Below are 21,874 nucleotides of genomic sequence, written 5' to 3' on the forward strand. Positions count from 1 at the left end.
GATGTTCCTTGAAAGTCGCGCCGCATCACGGCGTTCGGTTGAGGGGTGCAGTGCAAAGGCCAGCCTGGACCGCCTGACGCTGGGCGATGATCTGCTCGGCCAGCAGGCCGATCACATGGCGCGCCGAGTTGGCCGCCGATTCCTGCCAGATGCCGACACCGCTTTGCACCAGCCCGTCGCCGGCCAAATACACCCGGCCGTGAGGTTTTTCGAGCAAGGCGCTGTCGAGGGCGGGAAAACGATCACGCGCCAGCCACGGCCCTTCACTGAACCGTATCTGCTCCCACGACACGGCCAGCGGGTGGCGCAGGTACTGCGAATAGCCAGGGTGCAACAGCTCGACCGCGTCTCTGGAGGCCTGGTATTGCGTCGCCAGTGGCTGCCGGCCAAATTCGCGGGCGTCGTCGCTGGTGAGGTAACCGGCCACCAGCAGGCCGTTGCGGGTGTTCAAGTCGTTGCTCGGGTACCAGAGCAGTCGCGCCGGGTGCTCGACCCAGGACAGGCCGCCATAAATGCGGTAGTCGCTTTCCCAGAAACGCGGTGACTGCCAGGCCACCTTGGTGGCCTGGCCATTGGGGACACGCTGCAAGGCGGCCTTGACCGGCTCGCTGAAGTCGGTATCAAGCCGCGCCAGCAGCGGCAGCGGCACGGTGGAAATCAGGTAGTCGGCACGCACCACCTGCTCCAGACCGCAGGCGTGGTCGTGATAGGTCACCGCCACGCCGTCGTCGCGCTGGCGCAGGCTGCGCACCTCGGCGCCCAGCTGCACATGATCGCGAACCCGCTGGTAGAAGGCATCAGTGATCCGGTCCATACCGCCGACCGGCTGGAACATGGTCGCCGAGAACTCGGGAAACTCACTGTGCAGCAAGGCGCCCCACAACTCCGGATGCAGTAACCGGTCAAGGCTTAACGGCGTCAGGCTGCCCGGCAAGGCACCGGGGTGCCGCTGCGACTCCCGGTGACCGGCGCGCAGGCTGCCTTCATAGGCCAGTTCCTGGGACAGGTCACCGTAGACCTGTAGAAACGCCAGCAACCGGGTGCGCTCCTCGTGGCTCAATACATCATCCAGCGCATCGCGCCTGACCGCCGTGGCCAGCAGGCCGGCCAGGTGCCCACGGGTGTCGTTGACGGCCTGGCCGACGGTGAACGCCGGCTGTTGCAGGTCCGGCCTGACCTGGGCGCCATGGCTGCTGTTGACCAGCACTTCCAGCGGTACGCCCAGCTCGCTGCAATAGTCGAGCAAGGTGCGATGCTGGCTGGGAATACGCGCAGGCCCGGCATTGAAATATAAGCCAGGGTCAAGCCGCGCGGTCTGGCTGCGACCGTCGAGGTAGTCGACCCGGTCGCCATCGCGCAGCGTCCAGGTCCGCCCACCCACGCGCTGGCGGGCCTCCAGCACCTGCACCTTGAACCCTGCGCGGGTCAGTTCCAGTGCCGAGACCAGCCCGGCGATACCAGCGCCCAGAACCAGCACGCTGGCGCCCTGCCCGGTGTTGGCGGCCAGCTTGAGCGGTTGCGGGCGACGGTGTGCAGAAGGCCCAAGGCCCAGTGCGGCCAGCGCCCCGGTCACTGCGCCCTCGCCGCCAACGGTGGCGAGGGTCGACAGGGCTTCACGTCGTGTCAGTGTCATGTCCGTTCTCCTGGGTCAGTCCGGCAGGCCCGGTGGGTTGATCTGCGAGCGGGCGATGCGCTCGACATCCAGCCCCCAGCGCTGCAGCACCTGGGTGTATTGACCGCCCTCGATCACCCCTTGCAGGGCGGTATGAACGGGCGTGATCAGGCCGTTGTCCTTGCGGGTGGTCACGGCGATGTCGGCCTGCAAGGGCCAGCCGCCGTTGACCACCCCGACCCGACGTGTGCCGCCGGTCAGGGCGGCGGCATAGGCTGCGGTGGCGTTGGGCCCGAAGGTGGCATCGGAACGCCCGGACTGCACCGCCAGTTGCGCCGAGGCGTTGTCGTCGTAGTACTGCAGCAAGGCCGGCTTGAGCCCGGCCTTTTCATTGGCCTGGTTCCAGGCCAGCAGGACCTTCTCCTGATTGGTGCCGGAGCCGACGATGATCTTCAGCCCCGCAATATCGGGGGCTGCGTTGATGGCCTGGATCGGGCTGGTGCTCTTGACGTAGAACCCCAGCACGTCCTGGCGGTAGGTGGCGAAATCGAAACGCTTCTTGCGCGCCTCGGTGACGGTCACGTTGCTGATCACGACGTCGTACTTGCCGGAGCTGACGCCCAGCGGCCAGTCCTCCCAACTGCTTTGCACGACATTGAGCTGCAGGCCCAGACTGTCAGCGATCAATTGCGCAGTGTCGGCCTCGCTGCCGATGGTGGTCTTGTCGTCACTGGCCAGCAACGCCAGTGGCGGGTTGGAGGCGCCAGACACCGCCACGGTGAACTTGCCCGGCTGGGCGAACCTGAAACCGGCCGGGATCTGCGCGATGGCCGCCTCGTTGCGCGGCGCACGAATGCGCTCACGCTCGGCGCTGAGGTCGAACTTCACAACCTTGACATCGGCCGGGCCTGGGTCAGCCACGGCCAACTGGCCGAGGCTGACGGCCAGCGCCAGCAAAGTGATACGGGTGGTATTAACAAGCATCATCGATGGACTCCCTGTGCATCCGGATTCATAAGACCTTGCCGAAAAACGCGGCGGTGCGCGGGTGGCGCGGATGGTTGAAAATCTGCTGCGGCGGCCCCTGCTCGACCAGCCGGCCTTCGCACAGGAACACCACATGGTCGGCCACTTCACGGGCGAAACCGATCTCGTGGGTCACCACCACCAGGGTCACGCCCAGTCGGGCCAGGCCCTTGATCACGTCCAGCACTTCTCCGACCAACTCGGGGTCCAGGGCCGAGGTCGGCTCGTCGAACAGCAGGACCTTGGGCTCCAGCGCCAGGGCCCGGGCAATCGCCACGCGCTGTTGCTGGCCACCGGACAATTCCCGGGGGTAGGCATCCGCCTTGTCGGCCAGGCCCACACGGGCCAGCAGCTCCAGCGCCCTGCCCGCTGCCTGTGGCTTGCTCCAGCGCTTGTGGGCCAGCGGCGCCTCGGCGATGTTTTGCGCAGCGGTCAGGTGCGGGAACAGGTTGAAGTTCTGGAACACAAAGCCCACCTCGGCCCGGCGCTTGAGGACTTCACGCTCCTTGAGTTCGTACAGAAGCTCGCCCTTGCGTCGGTAGCCAACGTACTCGCCATCGATGGTGATCAGCCCGTGGTCGATCTTTTCCAGGTGGTTGATGGTGCGCAGCAGGGTTGACTTGCCCGAGCCGGAAGGCCCGAGAATGACCGTGACCTTGCCCGGCTCGATGTCCAGGTCGATGCCCTTGAGCACCTCATGCTGGCCGTAACGCTTGCCCACGCCCTGGATACGGATATGGCCTGCCGGCCGTGCAGCATTGGCTTCAGCCATGACGACGCACCTCGATCCAGTGCTGCACGCGCTGCAGCGGTGTCGGTGGCAAGACCCGGCTGGTACCGCGGGCGAAATAACGCTCGACGTAGTACTGCAGGAGGGTCAGCACACTGGTGATGATCAGGTACCAGACCGTGGCCACGATCAGCAGCGGGATCACGGCCTGGGTGCGGTTGTAGATGACCTGCACGGTGTAGAACAGCTCGGGCAGTGCCAGCACGTAGACGATCGAGGTGCCCTTGACCAGGCCGATGATCTCGTTGAAACCCGACGGCAGGATCGAACGCAGCGCCTGCGGCAGGATGATGCGCACGATGCGTCGGTGGGTCGGCAAACCCAGCGCGGCGGCGGCTTCATGCTGACCCTGGTCGACACCCAGGATGCCGCCGCGAATGATCTCGGCGGTGTAGGCCGCCTGCATCAATGACAGGCCCAGCACCGCCACGGTGAACTGGCTGAGTACATCCACCGTTGACCATTCGGCCAGGACCCAACCGGTGAACGGCACACCGAGCACGATGTGGTCGTAGAGGTAGGCGAAGTTGTAGAGGATGATCAGCACCAGCAGCGCCGGCAGCGACCGAAAGAACCAGATATAGCCCCAGGCCAGCGACGCCAGCAGCGGCGATTTCGACAACCGCGCCAGCGCCAGCGCAGTGCCGAGCACAATGCTGAACACCGTGCCCAGCAGGGTCAACAGCAAGGTCTGGCCCAGGCCGCGCAGCACCGACGGCGCCAGGAACCATTCGGCGAACACGCCCCACTCCCAGCGTGGGTTGGTCAGCAGCGAATGACCCAGGGTCAGCAGCACCAGGACGGCGAACGCGGTGCCGACCCAGCGCCACGGATGGCGCGTCGGCACTACCCGCAGCACCTGGACAGGCGCCTGCCGACGCGGGGCGGTGGCGGTGGTGTAATCCTTGACCTCGTGGTGCAGATCGAAGGGTTTGGCGATGGTCGGCATGTGATATTCCTTGCAGGCAGAGACGTGTGTCGTGATCAACCGCACGGGCGGGTCAGAAGGCGTAGCTCAGGCGCGTGTAGTAGTAGCCACCGGTAAAGCCGTACGGCGAATAGGTGCCGTAGCTGCTGACCATGGTGCTGCTGGGCACACCTTGTTTTTCGGGATAAAGGTCGAACAGGTTCTTGGCGCCGATGGCCAGGTTCAGGTCGCGGGTAATGTCGTAGCCCACGTCCAGGTCGGTGATCCAGCGGGCCTGGTAGGTGCGATCCAGCGAGCGGTCGCTGGCGGTATTGACCTCGGTGTACTTGCCGTAGCGAGTCAGGGTCAGGTTGACGTTGAAGCGGTCGATCTTCCAGTCGCCGCTGAGGATGAACTTGGTGGCGGGCTGCACGCCGTCGATCACGTTGCGCGCCTTGCGGTCCATCAGCGCGTAGTCGGTGCCCAGGATGGTGGTGGAGTTCTTGTAGTTGAGGATCTCGGTGTCGTTGTAGTTGAACGCCGCCGTCCAGCGCAGCGAGCCGAAGCCGTCGAGGTCCTGGAGGTAGTTGCCGACCAGGTCGACGCCTTGGGTGCGGGTGTCGGCGCCATTGATGAAGTACTGCCCGCCCGAGGTCGAATCGATGCCATTGCCCAGCAGCACCTGGGTGACTTCGCTGCCCAGCAAGGTGTTGGTCAGGGTGATGCGGTCACGCAGGTTGATCACATAGGCATCGACGGTCAGGCTCAGGCGCTCGCTGGGCGTCAAGGCAAAGCCCAGGCTGAAGTTGGTCGAGCGCTCCGGCTTGAGCGATTCGGCGCCCAGCGCCTTGGCCGCGCCCGAATCCACCGGCAGCACGCCATAGTTGATCGACTGGTAGACGCCATCGACCACGCCATAGGTGGTCGAGCGGGCACTGAACAGGCTGTTGGCCAGGGACGGCGCCCGAAAGCCGTTGCTCACCGTGGCACGTACGGCAAACTGTGGCGTGAATTCATAGCGGGTGGTCAGCTTGCCGCTGCGGGTGGCGCCCACGCCCTGGTTGTAATGCTCGTAGCGCAGCGCCGTGCCTACGTACCACTGCGGCAACGGGTTGAACCCTACGTCGATGTAGCTGGCCAGGCTGTTGCGGGTAGCCTTGTCGGTCTGGTCGGGGGCAATACCGTTGGTGACCTGCGCGCCGGAGGCCGCGCAGTTGCCCGCCGCCAGGCAATAACCACCGTTGGCCCAGGACGCCCAGTCGCCCTCCTCGACCTCATAGCCATCACGGCGATGCTCGAACCCCAGCGACACATCCAGCGGCTTGCTCAGGCCGACATCGAAACCGCGTTTGAAATCCAGGTTGGTAGTCAGCTCGCTGGCGATCCAGGTGCCGGACTTGAATGAATTGGGCGTGGCCTCGCCCAGCGACGGGTTCTGGTTGTGCCAGGTGCCCTGTTCGGCATCGTTACGGCCATAGGTGGTCGACAAATCCCAGTCCCAGGCACCGACCTGGCCCTTGCCGCCGAAAGCGGCCTGGAAGTCTTCTTCGTCGATGTACCAGGTGGGCGTGTAGCCGCCCGGGTAACCATTGGGGCCAGTGCGAATGGTGTTGACGATGGTCGGCAGGCGAAAATTCTGGCCTTGCTCGTATTTGCGCCGGGACCAGGTGCTGAACGAGTACAGGGTCAGGTCGTCGCCAACCGGCAGTTCGGCGTTGTAGGCCAGGTTGAGCAGGTTGTTCTTCGGCGTGCCGTAACCGCCATAGGTCGATTTGCCCGCCAGGTCATAGGCCTGCGCATAGGTGTAGCCATTGTCGCTGGCCTTGTTGTCGTCGTTCTGGCTGCGCGCATCAAGGGCCAGTTGCAGGATACCGCCGCTACCCATCTCGAAGCCCTTGTTCAGGCTCTGCTGCACGGTCTGCTTCTTGCCGTCGTAGCCGATGCCGGCATGGGTGATGGACGTACCGCTGGTGTCGGCCTTGAGGATGATATTGATCACCCCGGCAATCGCGTCCGAGCCATATTGCGCCGCGGCACCGTCGCGCAGCACCTCGACGTGGTCGATGGCGCTGATGGGGATCAGGTCAAGGTCCGCGGGCGCTGCGCCGGTGTTGATACCGTTGATGTTCAACGTCGCGCTGGTGTGGCGGCGCTTGCCGTTGACCAGCACCAGCACCTCGGAGGCCGGCAGGCCGCGCAGGTTGGGGGCCTTGACCATGCCGCTGGCATCGGAGCCGGTCTTTTCCGGCAGGGTCAGCGACGGGATTACCGCACTCAGGGCTTCCATCAGGCCGGGCTTGCCGGTTTCCTGCAATTGCCTGGCGCCCACTACATCAATCGGCACCGGGCTGCTGGTCACCGTGCGCTGCTCAGCACCGCGGTTGCCGGTCACCACCACGGTCGACAGGGTGTCGGCCTGGCTACGGGGCGCAAGTGCCGGGTCATCGGCCTGCACGGCACCGGCCCAAAACAGCCCGGCAATGGCCAGCCCCAACGGGACGGGTGCGAATGTAGGGCGGCTTTCTTGCGCACCTTTGCCTTGAATCACAGGCTCCATGGTCACTCCAGAACGAATGGCATGCGCCATCCGTGTCGCCAGACGGCGCAGTCGGGTACGTACGCCATCATCGGGATGACGCGTTATAAAAAGGAGGAGACAGATGGCCGTGCTGCGCGCCGCCGTGGACGGCAAGACACGCGCAGGCAGACCTCAGCCGTTCAGGCCGGGCGGCGCAAGACAAAAGGGCGTGGGCGGGTACTTCTGGACAGGCCGTGTGGGCAGACGGCGCAGGCTATGCAGATCGCAGGACTGGGTGTGCGACATGGGGAGATTCCCTTCCAACATTCCTGCTCAGGGATCCTGTGGGATCACCCTGGCAACCTGCACAGCCTCAGGCGTCTGGCCTGGGATGCGAAGGTCTGCGATGCAGGCGCTTCTTCACATTGGGACCATCCTGGGTGCGGGGGTAGGCTGTTGAAAGCAAACATAACGGAATTTATAACGGTCAGATAATTCTATTTGGCTATATCCAAATATGAATAAAACTTATCTAAACCTGCGCCCTGGATTCACCGAAGGTATAAACAGCCAGGTATAGGATCTGGTGAAGGGATGAATGACGGCAAACAAGCCGTCTTCACCCTGCAGAAAGCAAAAAAGCGACCCTAAGGTCGCTTTCTTGTTTGGCTCAGATCGTTCAGTGAACCTGAGCTGAAGATGGCGCAGCGGACGGGACTCGAACCCGCGACCCCCGGCGTGACAGGCCGGTATTCTAACCGACTGAACTACCGCTGCGCATTGCACTGAGATTGGTGGGTGATGACGGGATCGAACCGCCGACCCTCTGCTTGTAAGGCAGATGCTCTCCCGGCTGAGCTAATCACCCTTTGTCTCTCGGTGCGGCGCGCATTCTATGGCGTGCTGGCGGCAATAGCAAGCTTTTGTAACATCAACGTTTACGTATTGTTGCGGACACAGCGCCCAAGGGGCCGGTATAGAGCGAATCCATGACAAGCGGCTAATCCATAGCACGATGAATCTGCACGTTATCGGGTATTTGATAAAAGACGGGCCGCATGCAGACAAGCGACCCGCCGGGATACACTCATCAACCCGGCCTGGCTTGCGAGGAAGACCCCATGAAGCTGGTGGTTCATAGCTATTGCCTCAGAGGCGCACGCCAGGAGCCTTTGCTGCCTTCTGTCAGCCTGAGCCCCGCCTCATCGACCTTGACGGTGACCGAGCTTATCGGCCTGGCCGTTGCCGAACAGATCACCTTGCTGTCAGCCCAACATGTCGCGCAACAAGCCTCGCTGCGTGAAGTACTTGACCGCCAGTACCTGAGCGAGCGGGACATCGTTCAGCAAGCCGGTGAAGGCGTGATTGCCATGCCCCAGGCAAGCCTCCCTCCAGCACTGGACGTTAGCGTTGAAATCAGACGTGCCTTGAAGGGCTTTGAAACCCGCGCTTTTCGCATTCTGCACAACGGCGTCATGCTGCAACGGCTCGATGAGTCAATCGAGCTGAGCCCGACCTCCACGCTTGCCTTTATCCGCCTGGTGCCGCTGATGGGCGGCTGATTCTCATCGTTCTCTTTCCCGGATGCCCTCATGCAATCACGCCGTCCCGTGCCTGAACAAGCCACACGCCTTGCAGCGCTGCGCGCCTTCTGCGAACACGCGCTGGATAATGACCCCGAACTCGCAGGCCATGACAACGGCGAGCCCGGCTTCTGGAACGGCGTCGATTTGCTGCGCATCGCCACTGACTGGGTCAGGCAGCAGCCCGGGGAAGGCCCCAGGGCACTGACAGAGGGTTTTGTCTTTCCCACCGTCTGGGACGATCTGGAGGATCGCCGCGATCAACAGCGTCATGAGCTGCAGTACCGACTCTGCGATGCCTGGATCACCGCCCACCCGGATGCCTATGCGCAAGAGCAGATCGGCGCTCGATTGCAGCACATGCTGCAATACGCGTTCGAGGACAGTGATTATCCATTGCCCACGGACGAAGACGGCCCGGCCTGTTACCGCCGGCGCCACGACCAGGCCTGGGCCTTTCCTGATGTCGAGGACTGTATCAGGCGCCTGAGTCATTACCCGCCCACCCCGGCCTGGCAGACCCTGGCCGGATGGTTGCTGGACGGCCGCTGGAACCGCGAGCAGCCGCTGTCCTCACCCCATGACGCACCCCGGAAAATCGCCGACGCCTATGTCTACGCCTACCAGGACATCGGCCGCATCGCGGCGGCCCTGCTGCAAGCCGGCGGCCTTGATTACCCGCGTTTTGTGCGGGCCGCCGACACCTGGGGCCGCGCCATGATGGCCTGTTCGGACGACACCGGGCTGGCCAGCGACGACGTTGACCTGGATCGGTATGCCGATGAGGCATGCGAGGAGGACGATGATGAACACCCCACCGACGAAGACATTGATGATCAACCGCCACAACAGGATGCCTCTGCCGCTGAAGCCACCACGGCCGTGCCACCGGAACTGATTGATTTCACCGTTCGCTATGTCGAGGCGGCCCTGGCCGCCTTGCCCGATAACGCCGCAAGGCTGGCAGACACCTTCCGTTTGGTAGAGGTGTTCCAGCCGCGCTGGCTGCTGCAGGCGCTGGCAGTTATCGAACGTATGGGCATGACGCCGGATCACTTCCATGACAGCTTCGGTGATACAGCCGCGGTGCTTGAGCGCTTCCTGCGGCTTGAGCAATTGCCCGGTAGCCCGTCAGCAGAACTGCTTACAGCACTGAGCGACTTTTCCAGAAATACCCTGCTGACCGCACTGCCCTACGCCGGCAAGGCCAGCCCGGTGCTGCTCGACGCGCTCGGCTGGAATGACCTGCAAGCCTTTCAGCAGCAATACCTGGAGATTGCCCTGGCGCCCCGCTCCGGCTGGGGCACTGACCTGCCCAATACACTGGATGAAACCGTGGGGGTGGTGGATCGTGACCGGCTGGACCAGGCACTGGCCGACGCCGACCCGGACCATCTGCGCGCTTACCTGGCAGCACTCGAACCCTCGCCCTGGGCGTTTCCCCAGACACGCCTGCTGCTCGACGCCTACCGGGGAATCGGCCGACCGGCGCTGGAAAAAAAGCTGGCCCGTCATGCCCAGGCGGCCATGCGCATTTATGGCGTGCTGCCCGCCACCGATGTGGACGACGTTCGTCAGCGCTACCTGATGCTGAAAAAACTGCACAAGGAGGTGTGCAAGTACGGTGCCGAACGACAGGCCAATTCCCATGCGGCCATACAGGCCGGTCTGGAAAACCTGGCGCGTGTCGCCGGTTACCCTTCGGCCATTCGCCTGGAATGGGCGATGGAATCGCAGATCGCTGAATCAGCCGTGACCGCCGCCACTCTGGAGGGCTATGACGTCACGTTGGTGATCGACGGTCTGTCGCCGACGCTGCACATCAGCAAAGCGGGAAAAACGCTCAAGAGCGCACCGCCTGCGCTGCGCAAAAACGTCGACTTCATGGCCTTGAAAACGCAGCAGAGCCAGCTCAAGGAACAGATCGCCCGCTTCTGCCGCACCCTGGAAGCGATGATGAGCAGCGGCGAAGCCCTGGCCCTGGTCGACCTTGAGCCGCTGTTGAACCTGCCTGCCGTTCGCCTGCTGCTGGAACAACTGATCGTGCAGGCCGACGACACGGTGCTGGGCTGGCTCGATGCCACCACGCTGGCGGTGACTGACCTCGAAGGCCGCCAGCACGTCATTGAACAGCAGCTGCGCATTGCCCACCCGTTTCACCTGTTCACGGCAGGACAGCTGTCGGCCTGGCAGAAAGAGGTGGTCAGCCACCGTCGCGTACAACCGTTCAAGCAGGCCTTTCGCGAGCTGTACCTGCTGACCCCGGCCGAGCGCGATACCGCCCTGTGGTCCAGCCGGTTTGCCGGCCACCGCCTCAAAGGCAAGGTCGCCGCCCGGTTGTTGCAGGCGCGCCACTGGTCGACCTCAAACGTCGAGGATGTCCATTATTCGAGCAAGCAACACGGTATCGAGGCCCGGTTCGACTTTCTGGAGACCGGCCATTACCTCTCGGAAACCGAACACCTTGTCTTCGACACCATTGCATTCCAGCGCAACGGCGACGCCCTGCCGCTTGAGCAGGTCCCGCCGCTGCTGTTCTCGGAAGTCATGCGTGACGCCGACCTGCTGGTGTCGGTGGCCCACGCCGCCGACGGCTACAGCACCAGCCAGGAAACCCTGCAACGACGCGCCGAACTGGTCGGTGAACTGATTGCCGGGCTGGGGCTGCAAAACGTCCGGTGCGAGGGGCATTTCCTGCACATTACCGGCCAGCGTGCGAATTACCGCCTTCACCTGGGCAGCGCGGTCATCCATATCGAGCCGGGCAACTATTTGTGCATCGTGCCCGCCGGCAGCCAGCCCACGGCGCTCTACCTGCCGTTCGCCGACACCGACCAGAAAATGGCCGAGGTGCTGAGCAAGCTGTTCCTGTTGCTGGACGACATGAACATCACCGACAGCCTGATCCTGGAACAGATACAACGCGGCAGTTGATGGCGGTTTTGTTCAACGGTGCGGTTGCCGCCGAGCCTTGGGCGGCGCCGCAAAAGCGACGCTCAAGCCACTTCGCGTCGCCGATCCTCCCTGGGGCATCTGGCAAACCGCGCCCGGTAACGGCGGGTGAAATACGACGGCGATTCAAACCCGCAGGCAATGCTGACCTCCAGCACGCTCATGTCGCTCTGGCGCAGCAATTGCCGGGCTTTTTCCAGGCGCAGCCCCAGGTAGAAATTGCTCGGTGTGTCGTTCAGGTGCAAGCGGAACAAGCGCTCCAGCTGGCGCCGGGTGACCTTGATCGTCTCGGCCAGCACCAGGGTGCTCAGCGGGGGTTCGGTGTGTTGCTCCATCTCGCCGATCACCTGCACCAGTTTCTTGTTGTTGATGCCGTAGCGCGTGGCGATCTGCATGCGCTGGTGATCCTTGCGCGGACGGATGCGGCCGAGCACGAACTGTTCGGAGACCTGGATGGCCAGGTCCGGGCCATGCGCCTGGGCGATCAGGTCGAGCATCAGGTCGATGGACGCGGTGCCACCGGCACAGGTGATACGGCGGCGGTCGATCTCGAACAGTTCCTGGGTCACCGTCAGCTGTGGGTAGGATTCCTTGAAGGCGTCGATGGCTTCCCAGTGCAAGGTCAGGCGATGGCCGTCGAGCAGGCCCGCCTCGGCCAGTACACAGGCGCCGGTGTCAATGGCACCGAGGGTCACGCCCTCGTGATCGAGGCGACGCAGCCAGTGCTGTAGCGCAGGCGTGACGGACTGCAAGGGTTCGAAACCGGCAACCACCAGCAGGGTCGCGCCTTTTTTCAACGGTTCCAGCGCGGCATCGGCGTTGACCGACATGCCATTGCTCGCCAGTACCGCACCGCCGTCGGCGCTCAACACCTGCCAGCGATACAACTCGCCACGAAAGCGGTTGGCCACCCGCAACGGTTCCAGCGCGGAGATGAAACCAATGGCCGAAAACCCCGGCATCAGCAAAAAGTAGAAGTTCTGGACCACGATGGCGCTCTCGAAGGACGGGCAGCGTGGCACTGTGATACTCCCGTTCATGGGCAGATTCAAGGGGCCAGGTCGCCACAGTGCAAACGCCGGTCGCCACCGTACGCTTTGTCAGCCTCGAAGGTCCGTAACGTGGCGTCACGGTGCACAAAGACGCCGCCTCCCCACAATAACGACTGCCGAGGGCTCCACCATGAACCGACTGATCAGCCGCTGCGTGTTCACACTCGGCGCCAGCGCCATCCTGAGCACACAGGTGATGGCAGCGGATGCCGCGTCCTGCCAGAACGTGCGCATGGGCGTGGTGAACTGGACCGATGTCATCGCCACCAGTGCCATGACCCAAGTGTTGCTTGATGGCCTTGGCTACAAGACCAAACAGACCAGTGCGTCCCAACAGATCATCTTTGCCGGCATCCGCGACCAGCGCCTGGACCTGTTCTTGGGCTACTGGAACCCGCTGATGACCCAGACCATTACCCCGTTCGTCGACGCCGGGCAAGTCAAGGTCCTCGACAAACCCAGCCTGCAGGACGCCCGTGCCACCCTCGCCGTGCCGACCTACCTGGCAGACAAGGGCCTGAAAACCTTTGCCGACATCGCCCGGTTCGAAAAAGAACTGGGTGGCAAGCTCTATGGCATCGAGCCAGGCTCGGGGGCCAATACCCAGATCAAGGCGATGATTACCAAAAACCAGTTCGGCCTGGGCAAGTTCCAGCTGGTGGAGTCCAGCGAAGCCGGCATGCTCGCCACCGTCGACCGCGCTGTACGCCGCAAGGAAGCCGTGGTGTTCTTCGGCTGGGCACCGCACCCGATGAACATCAACGTCGCCATGACCTACCTCACCGGCAGCGAAGATGCCCTGGGCCCGAACGAAGGCATGGCCACCGTCTGGACGGTGACGTCGCCCACCTACGCCCAGCAGTGCCCCAACGTGCACAAGCTGCTGACCAACCTGACGTTCACCGCCGCCGACGAGAGCCGGATGATGCAGCCGCTGCTGGATCACAAGGATCCGCTGGAATCGGCCAGGCAGTGGCTCAAGGATCACCCGCAGGACCAGGCTCGCTGGCTGGAAGGCGTGACCACCTTTGACGGCAAACCGGCGGCCGCCAACCTGCAACTGACCGGCAAATAATCCCTGTTCAATCACCGCTTCGCCGCTGTGAAAGGCTGCGAACAGCATTAACACGCCCTAAGGAATTGCCTCATGAACCATGACGTCATCATCACCTGCGCACTCACCGGTGCTGGCGACACGACCGCCAGAAGCCCCCACGTGCCGGTCACCCCCAAGCAGATCGCCGCAGCCGCCGTGGAAGCCGCCAAGGCCGGCGCCACCGTGGTGCATTGCCATGTGCGTGACCCCGAGACCGGCCGGTTCAGCCGCGATGTGGCGTTGTACCGCGAAGTCATGGAGCGCATCCGCGAGGCCGACATTGACATTATCGTCAACCTTACCGCCGGCATGGGCGGCGACCTGGAGATCGGCGCGGGGGAGAACCCGATGGCCTTCGGCCCGGGCACTGACCTGGTCGGCCCGCTGACCCGCCTGGCCCATGTCGAAGAACTGCTGCCGGAAATCTGCACCCTGGACTGCGGCACCCTGAACTTCGGCGACGGCGACACCATTTACGTGTCCACCCCGGCGCAACTGCGCGCCGGGGCCAGACGCATTCAGGCACTGGGGGTAAAGGCCGAGCTGGAAATCTTCGACACCGGCCACCTGTGGTTTGCCAGGCAGATGATCAAGGAAGGCCTGCTCGACAACCCGCTGTTCCAGCTGTGCCTCGGCATCCCGTGGGGCGCACCGGCCGACACCACCACCATGAAGGCCATGGTCGACAACCTGCCGGCCGATGCCGTGTGGGCCGGCTTCGGCATCGGCCGCATGCAGATGCCGATGACGGCGCAAGCGGTGCTGCTGGGCGGCAATGTGCGCGTCGGCCTGGAAGACAACCTGTGGCTGGACAAGGGCGTGCTGGCGACCAATGGCCAACTGGTAGAACGCGCCGGCGAAATCCTCAGCCGCCTGGGCGCACGCGTGCTGACCCCGGCTGAAGGCCGCGTGAAGATGGGCCTTGCGCAGCGAGGTTGACCGGTGGCCGAAACCGGCATCAGGACCGTGGACGATGGCCGGCCCGTCGCCACAACAGATTACCCACCCCTTTCAGGAAATCGTCATGCGCTTTATCACTGAGATCAAAACCTTCGCCGCCCTGGGCAGCGGCGTTATCGGCAGCGGCTGGGTGTCTCGCGCCCTTGCCCACGGCCTGGATGTGGTCGCCTGGGACCCGGCGCCCGGCGCCGAAGCCGCACTGCGCCAACGCGTCGCCAATGCCTGGGGCGCCCTGGAGCAACAGGGCCTGGCAGCGGGCGCCTCCCAGGACCGCCTGCGCGTTGTCGACACCATTGAAGAATGCGTGAAAGACGCCGACTTTATCCAGGAAAGCGCGCCGGAACGCCTGGAATTGAAGCTGCAATTGCACCGTCAGATCAGCGCAGCCGCCAAACCCGAGGCGCTGATCGGTTCAAGCACTTCCGGGCTGCTGCCAAGTGAATTCTATGAAAGCGCCACCCATCCAGAGCGCTGCGTGGTCGGGCACCCGTTCAACCCGGTGTACCTGCTGCCGCTGGTGGAAGTGGTCGGCGGCAAGCACACCGCACCCGAGGCGATCCAGGCGGCGATCACGGTGTATGAATCGCTCGGCATGCGCCCGCTGCATGTGCGCAAGGAGGTCCCCGGCTTTATCGCTGACCGCCTGCTGGAAGCACTGTGGCGTGAGGCACTGCACCTGGTGAATGACGGCGTGGCGACCACCGGCGAAATCGATGACGCGATTCGCTTTGGCGCCGGTCTGCGCTGGTCGTTCATGGGCACTTTCCTGACCTACACCCTGGCCGGTGGCGATGCCGGTATGCGGCACTTCATGGCGCAGTTCGGCCCGGCGCTGCAGTTGCCGTGGACCTATCTGCCGGCACCGGAGCTGACCGACCGGTTGATTGACGATGTGGTCGAGGGCACCACCGAGCAGTTGGGCACCCACAGCATTTCAGCCCTGGAGCGTTACCGTGATGATTGCCTGCTTGCCGTACTGGAGGCCGTGAAGACCACCAAGGCCAGGCACGGTATGAACTTCGCCGACTGACCCATGCCAAGCCGAGTACCGCCCATGCCTGCACTGACCACCTACGCAACCCGCATCCAGCCTGATTGGGTCGACTATAACGGCCACCTGCGCGACGCGTTCTACCTGCTGATCTTCAGCTACGCCACCGACGCACTGATGGATACCCTGGGCCTGGACAGCGATCACCGTGAAGCCTGCGGCCATTCACTGTTCACCCTGGAGCTGCACCTCAATTACCTGCATGAAGTCAAACTGGGTGCCGAGGTCGAGGTGCACACCCAACTGATCGCCCACGACACCAAGCGCCTGCACCTTTATCACAGCCTGCATCGGGTTGGAGAGGCCAGGGAACTGGCCGGCAATGAGCAGATGCTGCTGCACGTTGACCTGGCCGGGCCGCATTCGGCGCCATTTACCGAGGCCACCCTGGAACGACTCGCCGCGATCAGCGCCGGGCAGGCCGGGCTGCCAAGGCCCGCCCTGCTCGGCCGGGTCATCGGTTTACCCGCTAAAAAATAGCCAACAGGAAAAGCCACGGTCAGCCGTGGCTCAAGAGGCCGTTCAGGAGCACCAGAAACGAAAAAAGCGACCCGAAGGTCGCTTTTTTGTTAGCCCGGATCGTTCAGTGAACCCAGGCTGAAGATGGCGCAGCGGACGGGACTCGAACCCGCGACCCCCGGCGTGACAGGCCGGTATTCTAACCGACTGAACTACCGCTGCGCATACACTGAGATGGTGGGTGATGACGGGATCGAACCGCCGACCCTCTGCTTGTAAGGCAGATGCTCTCCCAGCTGAGCTAATCACCCTTTGTCTCTCGGTGTGGCGCGCATTCTACGGACACACCTTATGGCTGGCAAGCACTTAATCAAAAAAATTTATAAATTTTCCAAAGACTTAGCTCAGGGTTGGCCCAGAGGGTCCAGGCAGCGAATAATGCCCCCTTTGCAATGGAAAGAGAGACTCACCCCATGTGGTTCAAAAACCTGCTTGTCTATCGCCTTACCCAGGACGTGCCGTTCGATGCCGAGGCGCTGGAAACCGCCCTCGCCACCAAGCCTGCGCGGGCCTGTGCCAGCCAGGAGTTGACCACTTACGGCTTCGTGGCACCGTTCGGCAAAGGTGAAGACGCGCCCCTGGTGCATGTCAGCCAGGATTTTCTGCTGATTGCCGCGCGCAAGGAAGAACGCATCCTGCCCGGCAGCGTGGTGCGCGATGCCGTCAAAGAGAAGATCGACGAGATCGAGGCCGAGCAGATGCGCAAGGTCTACAAAAAGGAACGCGATCAGATCAAGGATGAAATCATCCAGGCCTTCCTGCCACGCGCCTTTATTCGTCGCTCGGCGACCTTCGCCGCCATCGCGCCTAAACAAGGCCTGATCCTGGTCAACGCCTCGAGCCCCAAGCGTGCCGAAGACCTGCTGTCGACCCTGCGTGAAGTGATCGGCTCGCTGCCGGTGCGTCCGCTGACCGTGAAAGTCGCACCAAGCGCCACGCTGACCGACTGGGTCAAGACTCAGAAAGCCGCCGACAACTTCTTCGTGCTGGACGAATGTGAACTGCGTGACACCCATGAAGATGGCGGCATCGTGCGCTGCAAGCGTCAGGACCTGACCGGCGACGAGATCCAGCTGCACCTGAACACCGGCAAGATCGTCACCCAGCTCTCGCTGGCCTGGCAGGACAAGCTGTCGTTCGTGCTCGACGACAAGCTGGTGATCAAGCGCCTGAAGTTCGAAGAACTGCTGCAGGACCAGGCCGAACAGGACGGTGGCGACGAAGCCCTGGGCCAACTGGACGCCAGCTTCACGCTGATGATGCTGACCTTCGGCGAGTTTTTGCCCGAGCTGTTCGAAGCCCTGGGCGGTGAGGAGATTCCACAAGGGATCTAAGCTGCACCGTTATCCGGCGCCGCCCTTGAGGCGGCGCTTTTCATTGAACAAGAACATAAGAAAAGGAAAGGGCCATGCGTGCACTGGCAGCCTTGAGTCGTTTTGTCGGCAACACCTTTGCGTATTGGGTCTTGCTGTTTGCGGTACTGGCGTTCCTGTTCCCACAGGTGTTCATTGGCCTGAAGGGCTGGATCGTGCCGTTGCTGGGCCTGGTCATGTTCGGCATGGGTCTGACCCTCAAGGTCGAGGACTTTTCCGAGGTCGCCCGCCATCCGTGGCGCGTGGCCCTGGGGGTGGCCGCACAGTTCGTGATCATGCCCAGCGTCGCCTGGCTGTTGTGCCAGGTCTTTGCCCTGCCGCCGGAAATTGCGGTCGGTGTGATTCTGGTCGGCTGCTGCCCGAGCGGCACCTCGTCCAATGTCATGACCTGGCTGGCCAAGGGTGACCTGGCGCTGGCCGTGGCGATTTCCTCGGTCACCACCCTGCTCGCCCCGCTGCTGACCCCGGCCCTGATCTGGTTTTTGGCTTCGGCCTGGTTGCCGGTGTCGTTCGGCGACATGTTCCTGTCGATCGTGCAGATGGTGATTCTGCCGATCGTGCTGGGCGTGGTTGTCCAGCGCTTGCTGGGCGCACGGGTCAGTTATGCCGTGCAGGTGCTGCCGCTGGTGTCGGTGGTCAGTATCGTGCTGATCGTCTGCGCCGTGGTCGCCGCCAGCCAGGCGAAGATTGCCGAGTCGGGCCTGCTGATCATGGCACTGGTCATCCTGCACAACAGCTTCGGCTACCTGCTGGGGTATTTCACCGGCAAACTGTTCAAGCTGCCCCTGCCACAACGCAAGTCGCTGTCGCTGGAAGTCGGCATGCAGAACTCCGGCCTGGGCGCCGCGTTGGCCGCAGCGCACTTCTCGCCACTGGCGGCGGTGCCCAGCGCGCTGTTCAGCGTCTGGCACAATATTTCCGGCGCCTTGCTGTCGACGTACTTCCGCAAAATGCCGGATGAACAAGCGCCAACCGGGACGCTTGATTCGAAAGCATAAAAACGTGAAACGAGCCGTGAGTGACCCGGTTTGAAAAGCCGGCTCACTCACGCTGTTTGCTACGCCCCCACCCAATCAGCAGTTGCCTGGCAGGCAGCGCTTGCCTATGATTGCGAAAGCTACCTATCGGTAGGTTGTGCAAATTTCAACCTATTGCTCGCATGAATTCCTGGCAGGCTGAACCTCATGACATCTGACATCCTCGATACCCTGCAACAGCGCGGCTTCATTCATCAAGCCACCGATCTTGAAGGCCTGCGCCAGCACCTGTCCCAGGCGCCGCGTACGATCTACCTGGGTTTCGATGCCACCGCCGACAGCCTGCATGTCGGCCATTTGCAGGGCCTGATGCTGATGCGCTGGCTGCAGAAGGCCGGACACCGGCCGGTGATGCTGATCGGCGGCGCGACCACCCGCATCGGTGACCCGAGCTTTCGCGATGAGAGCCGCCCGCTGCTGTCGCAGGCACAGATCGACGCCAATATCGCCGGTATCTGCGCCACCTTCGCCCGTTACGTGGTGCTGGGTGACGGCGCAGGGCGGGTGGTCGATAACGCCCAGTGGCTCGACGGCATTGGCTATCTGCAGTTTCTCAGCGAGGTGGGGCGTTACTTTTCGATCAATCGCCTGTTGACCTTCGATGCCGTGCGCCAGCGCCTGGATCGCGAGCATTCGCTGTCATTCCTGGAGTTCGGCTACACCCTGCTGCAGGCCCATGACTTCACCGAGCTGGCGCGGCGCGTCGACTGCACGGTGCAGTTGGGCGGCGCCGACCAGTGGGCCAATATCATCAATGGCGTGGAGCTGGGGCGGCGGCGTGACAGCCGTGAACTGTTCGGCCTGACCATGCCGCTGCTGGCCACCAGCGATGGCAAGAAGATGGGCAAGTCGCTGAACGGTGCGGTGTGGCTGGCCGGCGAGCGGCTCACGCCGTTCGATTTCTGGCAGTTCTGGCGCAACTGCGACGACCGCGATGTGGCGCGCTTTCTCAAGCTGTTTACCGAACTGCCCCTGACAGAGATCGAGCACCTCACAGCCGAGGGTGGCGCGGCGCTCAACCAGGCCAAGATCGTGCTGGCCAACCAGGTCACGGCCCTGGCCCATGGCGAGGCAGCGGCCGAGCAGGCCTGTCAGGCGGCGCAGGCCATCTTCAGCGAGTACAGCCTGGCTGATCTGCCGAAGATTCCGGTGAGCCGTGAAGCCTTGCAGGCTGGCGTATCGGTGGCCGCCCTGCTGGTCGAAGCCGGGCTGGAGCCGTCGCTCAGTGCTGTGCGTCGGCTGGCCAAGGGTGGCGGCCTGCGCCTGAACGGCGAGCGGCTGGATGACCCGGACCTGCCACTGGACCCCGACGGATCACAGTGGCAAGTCAGCCTGGGCAAGAAGCGCCATGTGTCAATCGTGCGGGCGTGACACGCCTCAGCGCTGGTCGCCGCGCAGCCGCTTGACGTGTTCGCGCACATCCACAGGCTTGGCCAGGTCGGCGGTGATCGGCGCACCGGCGACCAGCACCACCCGCGACCACAGACGGCGCAGCAGGCCCTTGTCCGGGTCGCGGCTGAAGAAGCTGCCCCACAGCCCCTGCAAGGCCATAGGGATCACCGGCACCGGGGTTTCTTCGAGGATGCGGCTCATGCCGGCCTTGAAGCCGCTGATCTCGCCGTCAGTGGTCAGCTTGCCCTCGGGGAAGATGCACACCAGTTCGCCATCGGCCAGGTAGCGGGCAATGCGCTTGAAGGACTGCTCGTAGATGTCCATGTCTTCATTGCGCCCGGCGATCGGGATGGTGCCGGCGGTGCGAAAAATGAAGTTGAGCACCGGCAGGCGGTAGATCTTGTAGTACATGACGAAACGGATCGGCCGGCGCACGGCCCCGGCGATCAGCAACGCGTCGACGAACGACACGTGGTTGCACACCAGCAAGGCCGCGCCCTCGTCCGGAATCTGCTCAAGGTCACGGTGCTCGACCCGGTACATGGAATGGCCGAGCAGCCAGATCATGAAGCGCATGGTGAACTCGGGCACGATGCTGAAGATATAGACGTTGACAGCAATGTTCATCAGCGATACCACCAGGAACAGCTCGGGAATCGACAGCCCGGCCACACTCAGCAGCAGGATCGACACCAGCGCCGAGACCACCATGAACAGCGCATTGAGAATGTTATTGGCGGCAATGACCCGCGAGCGCTCCTTTTCGGCAGTGCGCGACTGGATCAGTGCGTACAGCGGCACGATGTAGAAGCCACCAAAGATGCCGATGCCCAGAATGTCCAGCAGCACCCAGCGGCCCGGCCACTGGGCGAGGATATCGCGCCAGCTATTGATGGTTTCAGACTGGACCAGATGCCCGGAGTGCCACCACAGCAGCAGGCCGAACACGGTCATGCCGAACGAGCCGAACGGCACCAGGCCGATCTCGACCTTGTGCCCGGACAAGCGCTCGCACAGCAGCGAACCCAGGGCGATGCCGATGGAGAACACCGTCAGAATCAGGGTAACGACGGTCTCGTCGCCGAACATCAGGTCCTTGGCGTAAGTCGGGATCTGCGTGAGGTAAATGGCGCCGACGAACCAGAACCACGAGTTGCCGACGATCGAACGCGACACCGCCGGCGTCTGGCTCAAGCCCAGGCGCAGGGTGGCCCAGGACTGGCTGAAAATATTCCAGTTCAGGACCAGCCCCGGGGTAGCGGCGGCGGCGCGGGGAATACCCCAGCTGGCGGCAAAGCCCAGGCAGGCGACCAGCACGATGGCCCCGGAGACGACCCAGGCGTAATGGGTGAACGACAGCATGACGCCGGCACTGATGGTCCCGGCCAGGATCGCCAGGAAGGTGCCCATCTCGACCAGGCCGTTACCGCCGACCAGTTCGTTTTCACGCAAATGCTGGGGCAGGATCGAATACTTCACCGGCCCGAACAACGCCGAATGAGTGCCCATGGCGAACAGGGTCAGCAACAGCATCCACAGGTGATTGAACAGAAAGCCCATCGCCCCCACCGCCATGATCAGGATCTCGGCCAGCTTGATCACGCGGATCAGCGCATCCTTGGGGTACTTCTCGCCCAGTTGCCCGGCCAGTGCCGAAAACAGAAAGAACGGCAGGATGAACAACAAGGCGCACAGGTTGACGTACACCGACTGGTCGCCCTGGATCCCGAGCTTGTAGAGGATGGCCAGGATCAACGCTTGCTTGAACACGTTATCGTTGAAGGCCCCCAGCGACTGGGTGATGAAAAACGGCAAGAAGCGCCGCTTTTTAAGGAGGGAAAACTGTGACTGCTGGCTCATCGTCCGTGTCCTGAATGGCATTGACGGATTGAAGATCAAGGCTCAATCCGAGGCACATTGAAGACGCTGGGCGCCGGAATGTCGATAGGGCATTTCCAAAAGTGCACGCCGGTACCGCAGGACTAATACCGATCAGCCAAAATGAA

General features: G+C 63.0%; 16 protein-coding genes and 4 tRNA genes. 9 read left to right on the forward strand and 11 right to left on the reverse strand.

The features are described 5' to 3' along the window. Positions 1-25: 25 nt before the first annotated feature. The 7 genes from DGA31_RS24875 to DGA31_RS24905 all read right to left on the reverse strand — a co-directional run bounded on the left by DGA31_RS24875 (position 26) and on the right by DGA31_RS24905 (position 7,721). On the reverse strand, positions 26-1,633 hold the full coding sequence (locus DGA31_RS24875; RefSeq protein WP_109514312.1) for a flavin monoamine oxidase family protein: 1,608 nt from the start codon (positions 1,631-1,633) through the stop codon (positions 26-28). Between the two features lie 15 nt (positions 1,634-1,648). Then, positions 1,649-2,596, reverse strand: coding sequence for an ABC transporter substrate-binding protein (locus DGA31_RS24880; RefSeq protein ID WP_056835369.1), 948 nt, complete (start codon positions 2,594-2,596; stop codon positions 1,649-1,651). Between the two features lie 28 nt (positions 2,597-2,624). Beyond that, positions 2,625-3,410: an amino acid ABC transporter ATP-binding protein gene (locus DGA31_RS24885; RefSeq protein ID WP_109514313.1), complete on the reverse strand. Its 786-nt coding sequence runs from the start codon at positions 3,408-3,410 to the stop codon at positions 2,625-2,627. Beyond that, a complete protein-coding gene (locus tag DGA31_RS24890) occupies positions 3,403-4,377 on the reverse strand; it encodes an amino acid ABC transporter permease (RefSeq protein WP_056835189.1) in 975 nt (324 codons plus the stop codon). The genes DGA31_RS24885 and DGA31_RS24890 overlap by 8 nt, the downstream gene beginning before the upstream one ends. A gap of 52 nt (positions 4,378-4,429) precedes the next feature. Continuing rightward, entirely contained in the window at positions 4,430-6,892 is a 2,463-nt protein-coding gene (locus DGA31_RS24895; protein WP_109514314.1) for a TonB-dependent receptor plug domain-containing protein, read from the reverse strand. A gap of 661 nt (positions 6,893-7,553) precedes the next feature. Beyond that, positions 7,554-7,630: transfer RNA gene (locus DGA31_RS24900), tRNA-Asp, on the reverse strand. Between the two features lie 15 nt (positions 7,631-7,645). Continuing rightward, positions 7,646-7,721, reverse strand: a tRNA-Val gene (locus DGA31_RS24905). Positions 7,722-7,974: 253 nt separating this feature from the next. Here DGA31_RS24905 and DGA31_RS24910 point away from each other — a divergent pair. Both DGA31_RS24910 and DGA31_RS24915 read left to right on the forward strand, forming a co-directional pair. Continuing rightward, the gene (locus DGA31_RS24910) at positions 7,975-8,415 is read left to right on the forward strand and encodes a hypothetical protein (RefSeq protein WP_109514315.1); all 441 of its coding nucleotides are present in this window, start codon (positions 7,975-7,977) and stop codon (positions 8,413-8,415) included. A gap of 30 nt (positions 8,416-8,445) precedes the next feature. After that, positions 8,446-11,370, forward strand: a complete 2,925-nt coding sequence (locus DGA31_RS24915; RefSeq protein ID WP_109514316.1) for a DUF4132 domain-containing protein — start codon at positions 8,446-8,448, stop codon at positions 11,368-11,370. A gap of 62 nt (positions 11,371-11,432) precedes the next feature. Here DGA31_RS24915 and DGA31_RS24920 read toward each other — a convergent pair whose 3' ends face one another. Then, positions 11,433-12,377, reverse strand: a complete 945-nt coding sequence (locus tag DGA31_RS24920; RefSeq protein WP_056835367.1) for a GlxA family transcriptional regulator — start codon at positions 12,375-12,377, stop codon at positions 11,433-11,435. Positions 12,378-12,570: 193 nt separating this feature from the next. Between DGA31_RS24920 and DGA31_RS24925 the strand changes: the two genes are divergently transcribed. From DGA31_RS24925 to DGA31_RS24940, 4 genes are all read left to right on the forward strand, one after another. Beyond that, entirely contained in the window at positions 12,571-13,515 is a 945-nt protein-coding gene (locus DGA31_RS24925) for a choline ABC transporter substrate-binding protein (RefSeq protein WP_109514317.1), read from the forward strand. A 72-nt stretch (positions 13,516-13,587) separates the two neighbouring features. After that, positions 13,588-14,475, forward strand: coding sequence for a 3-dehydrocarnitine:acetyl-CoA trimethylamine transferase CdhC (gene cdhC / locus DGA31_RS24930; protein ID WP_109514318.1), 888 nt, complete (start codon positions 13,588-13,590; stop codon positions 14,473-14,475). 85 nt (positions 14,476-14,560) lie between these two features. Next, the gene (locus tag DGA31_RS24935) at positions 14,561-15,526 is read left to right on the forward strand and encodes an L-carnitine dehydrogenase (protein WP_109514348.1); all 966 of its coding nucleotides are present in this window, start codon (positions 14,561-14,563) and stop codon (positions 15,524-15,526) included. Between the two features lie 24 nt (positions 15,527-15,550). After that, positions 15,551-16,027 (forward strand): thioesterase family protein, encoded by a 477-nt coding sequence (locus DGA31_RS24940; protein WP_109514319.1) that lies wholly within the window; start codon positions 15,551-15,553, stop codon positions 16,025-16,027. Positions 16,028-16,151: 124 nt separating this feature from the next. Here the strand turns inward: DGA31_RS24940 and DGA31_RS24945 are convergent. Together DGA31_RS24945 and DGA31_RS24950 are read right to left on the reverse strand one after the other, a co-directional pair. Further along, positions 16,152-16,228, reverse strand: a tRNA-Asp gene (locus DGA31_RS24945). Positions 16,229-16,241: 13 nt separating this feature from the next. Further along, a tRNA-Val gene (locus DGA31_RS24950) sits at positions 16,242-16,317 on the reverse strand. Between the two features lie 162 nt (positions 16,318-16,479). Between DGA31_RS24950 and rdgC the strand changes: the two genes are divergently transcribed. The 3 genes from rdgC to tyrS all read left to right on the forward strand — a co-directional run bounded on the left by rdgC (position 16,480) and on the right by tyrS (position 19,847). Then, positions 16,480-17,400, forward strand: a complete 921-nt coding sequence (rdgC, locus tag DGA31_RS24955; protein WP_056835174.1) for a recombination-associated protein RdgC — start codon at positions 16,480-16,482, stop codon at positions 17,398-17,400. Between the two features lie 74 nt (positions 17,401-17,474). Next, positions 17,475-18,437 carry a bile acid:sodium symporter family protein gene (locus DGA31_RS24960; protein WP_109514320.1) on the forward strand — a complete coding sequence of 321 codons (963 nt, stop codon included), beginning with the start codon at positions 17,475-17,477 and terminating at the stop codon, positions 18,435-18,437. Positions 18,438-18,623: 186 nt separating this feature from the next. Then, positions 18,624-19,847 carry a tyrosine--tRNA ligase gene (gene tyrS / locus DGA31_RS24965; RefSeq protein ID WP_109514321.1) on the forward strand — a complete coding sequence of 408 codons (1,224 nt, stop codon included), beginning with the start codon at positions 18,624-18,626 and terminating at the stop codon, positions 19,845-19,847. A gap of 6 nt (positions 19,848-19,853) precedes the next feature. Here the strand turns inward: tyrS and DGA31_RS24970 are convergent, their stop codons facing one another. Beyond that, complete coding sequence (locus tag DGA31_RS24970) at positions 19,854-21,728, reverse strand: MFS transporter (protein ID WP_109514322.1); 1,875 nt, start codon at positions 21,726-21,728, stop codon at positions 19,854-19,856. Positions 21,729-21,874 lie beyond the last annotated feature (146 nt).

The organism is Pseudomonas ovata (genome assembly GCF_003131185.1).
Lineage (GTDB): Bacteria > Pseudomonadota > Gammaproteobacteria > Pseudomonadales > Pseudomonadaceae > Aquipseudomonas > Aquipseudomonas ovata.

Coding starts and splice junctions, on each gene's coding strand:
- DGA31_RS24910 (WP_109514315.1), top strand. CDS start 7,975: ATGAAGCTGGTGGTTCATAGCTATTGCCTCAGAGGCGCACGCCAGGAG.
- DGA31_RS24890 (WP_056835189.1), bottom strand. CDS start 4,377: ATGCCGACCATCGCCAAACCCTTCGATCTGCACCACGAGGTCAAGGAT.
- DGA31_RS24935 (WP_109514348.1), top strand. CDS start 14,561: ATGCGCTTTATCACTGAGATCAAAACCTTCGCCGCCCTGGGCAGCGGC.
- DGA31_RS24970 (WP_109514322.1), bottom strand. CDS start 21,728: ATGAGCCAGCAGTCACAGTTTTCCCTCCTTAAAAAGCGGCGCTTCTTG.
- DGA31_RS24925 (WP_109514317.1), top strand. CDS start 12,571: ATGAACCGACTGATCAGCCGCTGCGTGTTCACACTCGGCGCCAGCGCC.
- DGA31_RS24885 (WP_109514313.1), bottom strand. CDS start 3,410: ATGGCTGAAGCCAATGCTGCACGGCCGGCAGGCCATATCCGTATCCAG.
- DGA31_RS24940 (WP_109514319.1), top strand. CDS start 15,551: ATGCCTGCACTGACCACCTACGCAACCCGCATCCAGCCTGATTGGGTC.
- DGA31_RS24915 (WP_109514316.1), top strand. CDS start 8,446: ATGCAATCACGCCGTCCCGTGCCTGAACAAGCCACACGCCTTGCAGCG.
- DGA31_RS24880 (WP_056835369.1), bottom strand. CDS start 2,596: ATGCTTGTTAATACCACCCGTATCACTTTGCTGGCGCTGGCCGTCAGC.
- cdhC (WP_109514318.1), top strand. CDS start 13,588: ATGAACCATGACGTCATCATCACCTGCGCACTCACCGGTGCTGGCGAC.
- rdgC (WP_056835174.1), top strand. CDS start 16,480: ATGTGGTTCAAAAACCTGCTTGTCTATCGCCTTACCCAGGACGTGCCG.
- tyrS (WP_109514321.1), top strand. CDS start 18,624: ATGACATCTGACATCCTCGATACCCTGCAACAGCGCGGCTTCATTCAT.
- DGA31_RS24875 (WP_109514312.1), bottom strand. CDS start 1,633: ATGACACTGACACGACGTGAAGCCCTGTCGACCCTCGCCACCGTTGGC.
- DGA31_RS24895 (WP_109514314.1), bottom strand. CDS start 6,892: ATGGAGCCTGTGATTCAAGGCAAAGGTGCGCAAGAAAGCCGCCCTACA.
- DGA31_RS24960 (WP_109514320.1), top strand. CDS start 17,475: ATGCGTGCACTGGCAGCCTTGAGTCGTTTTGTCGGCAACACCTTTGCG.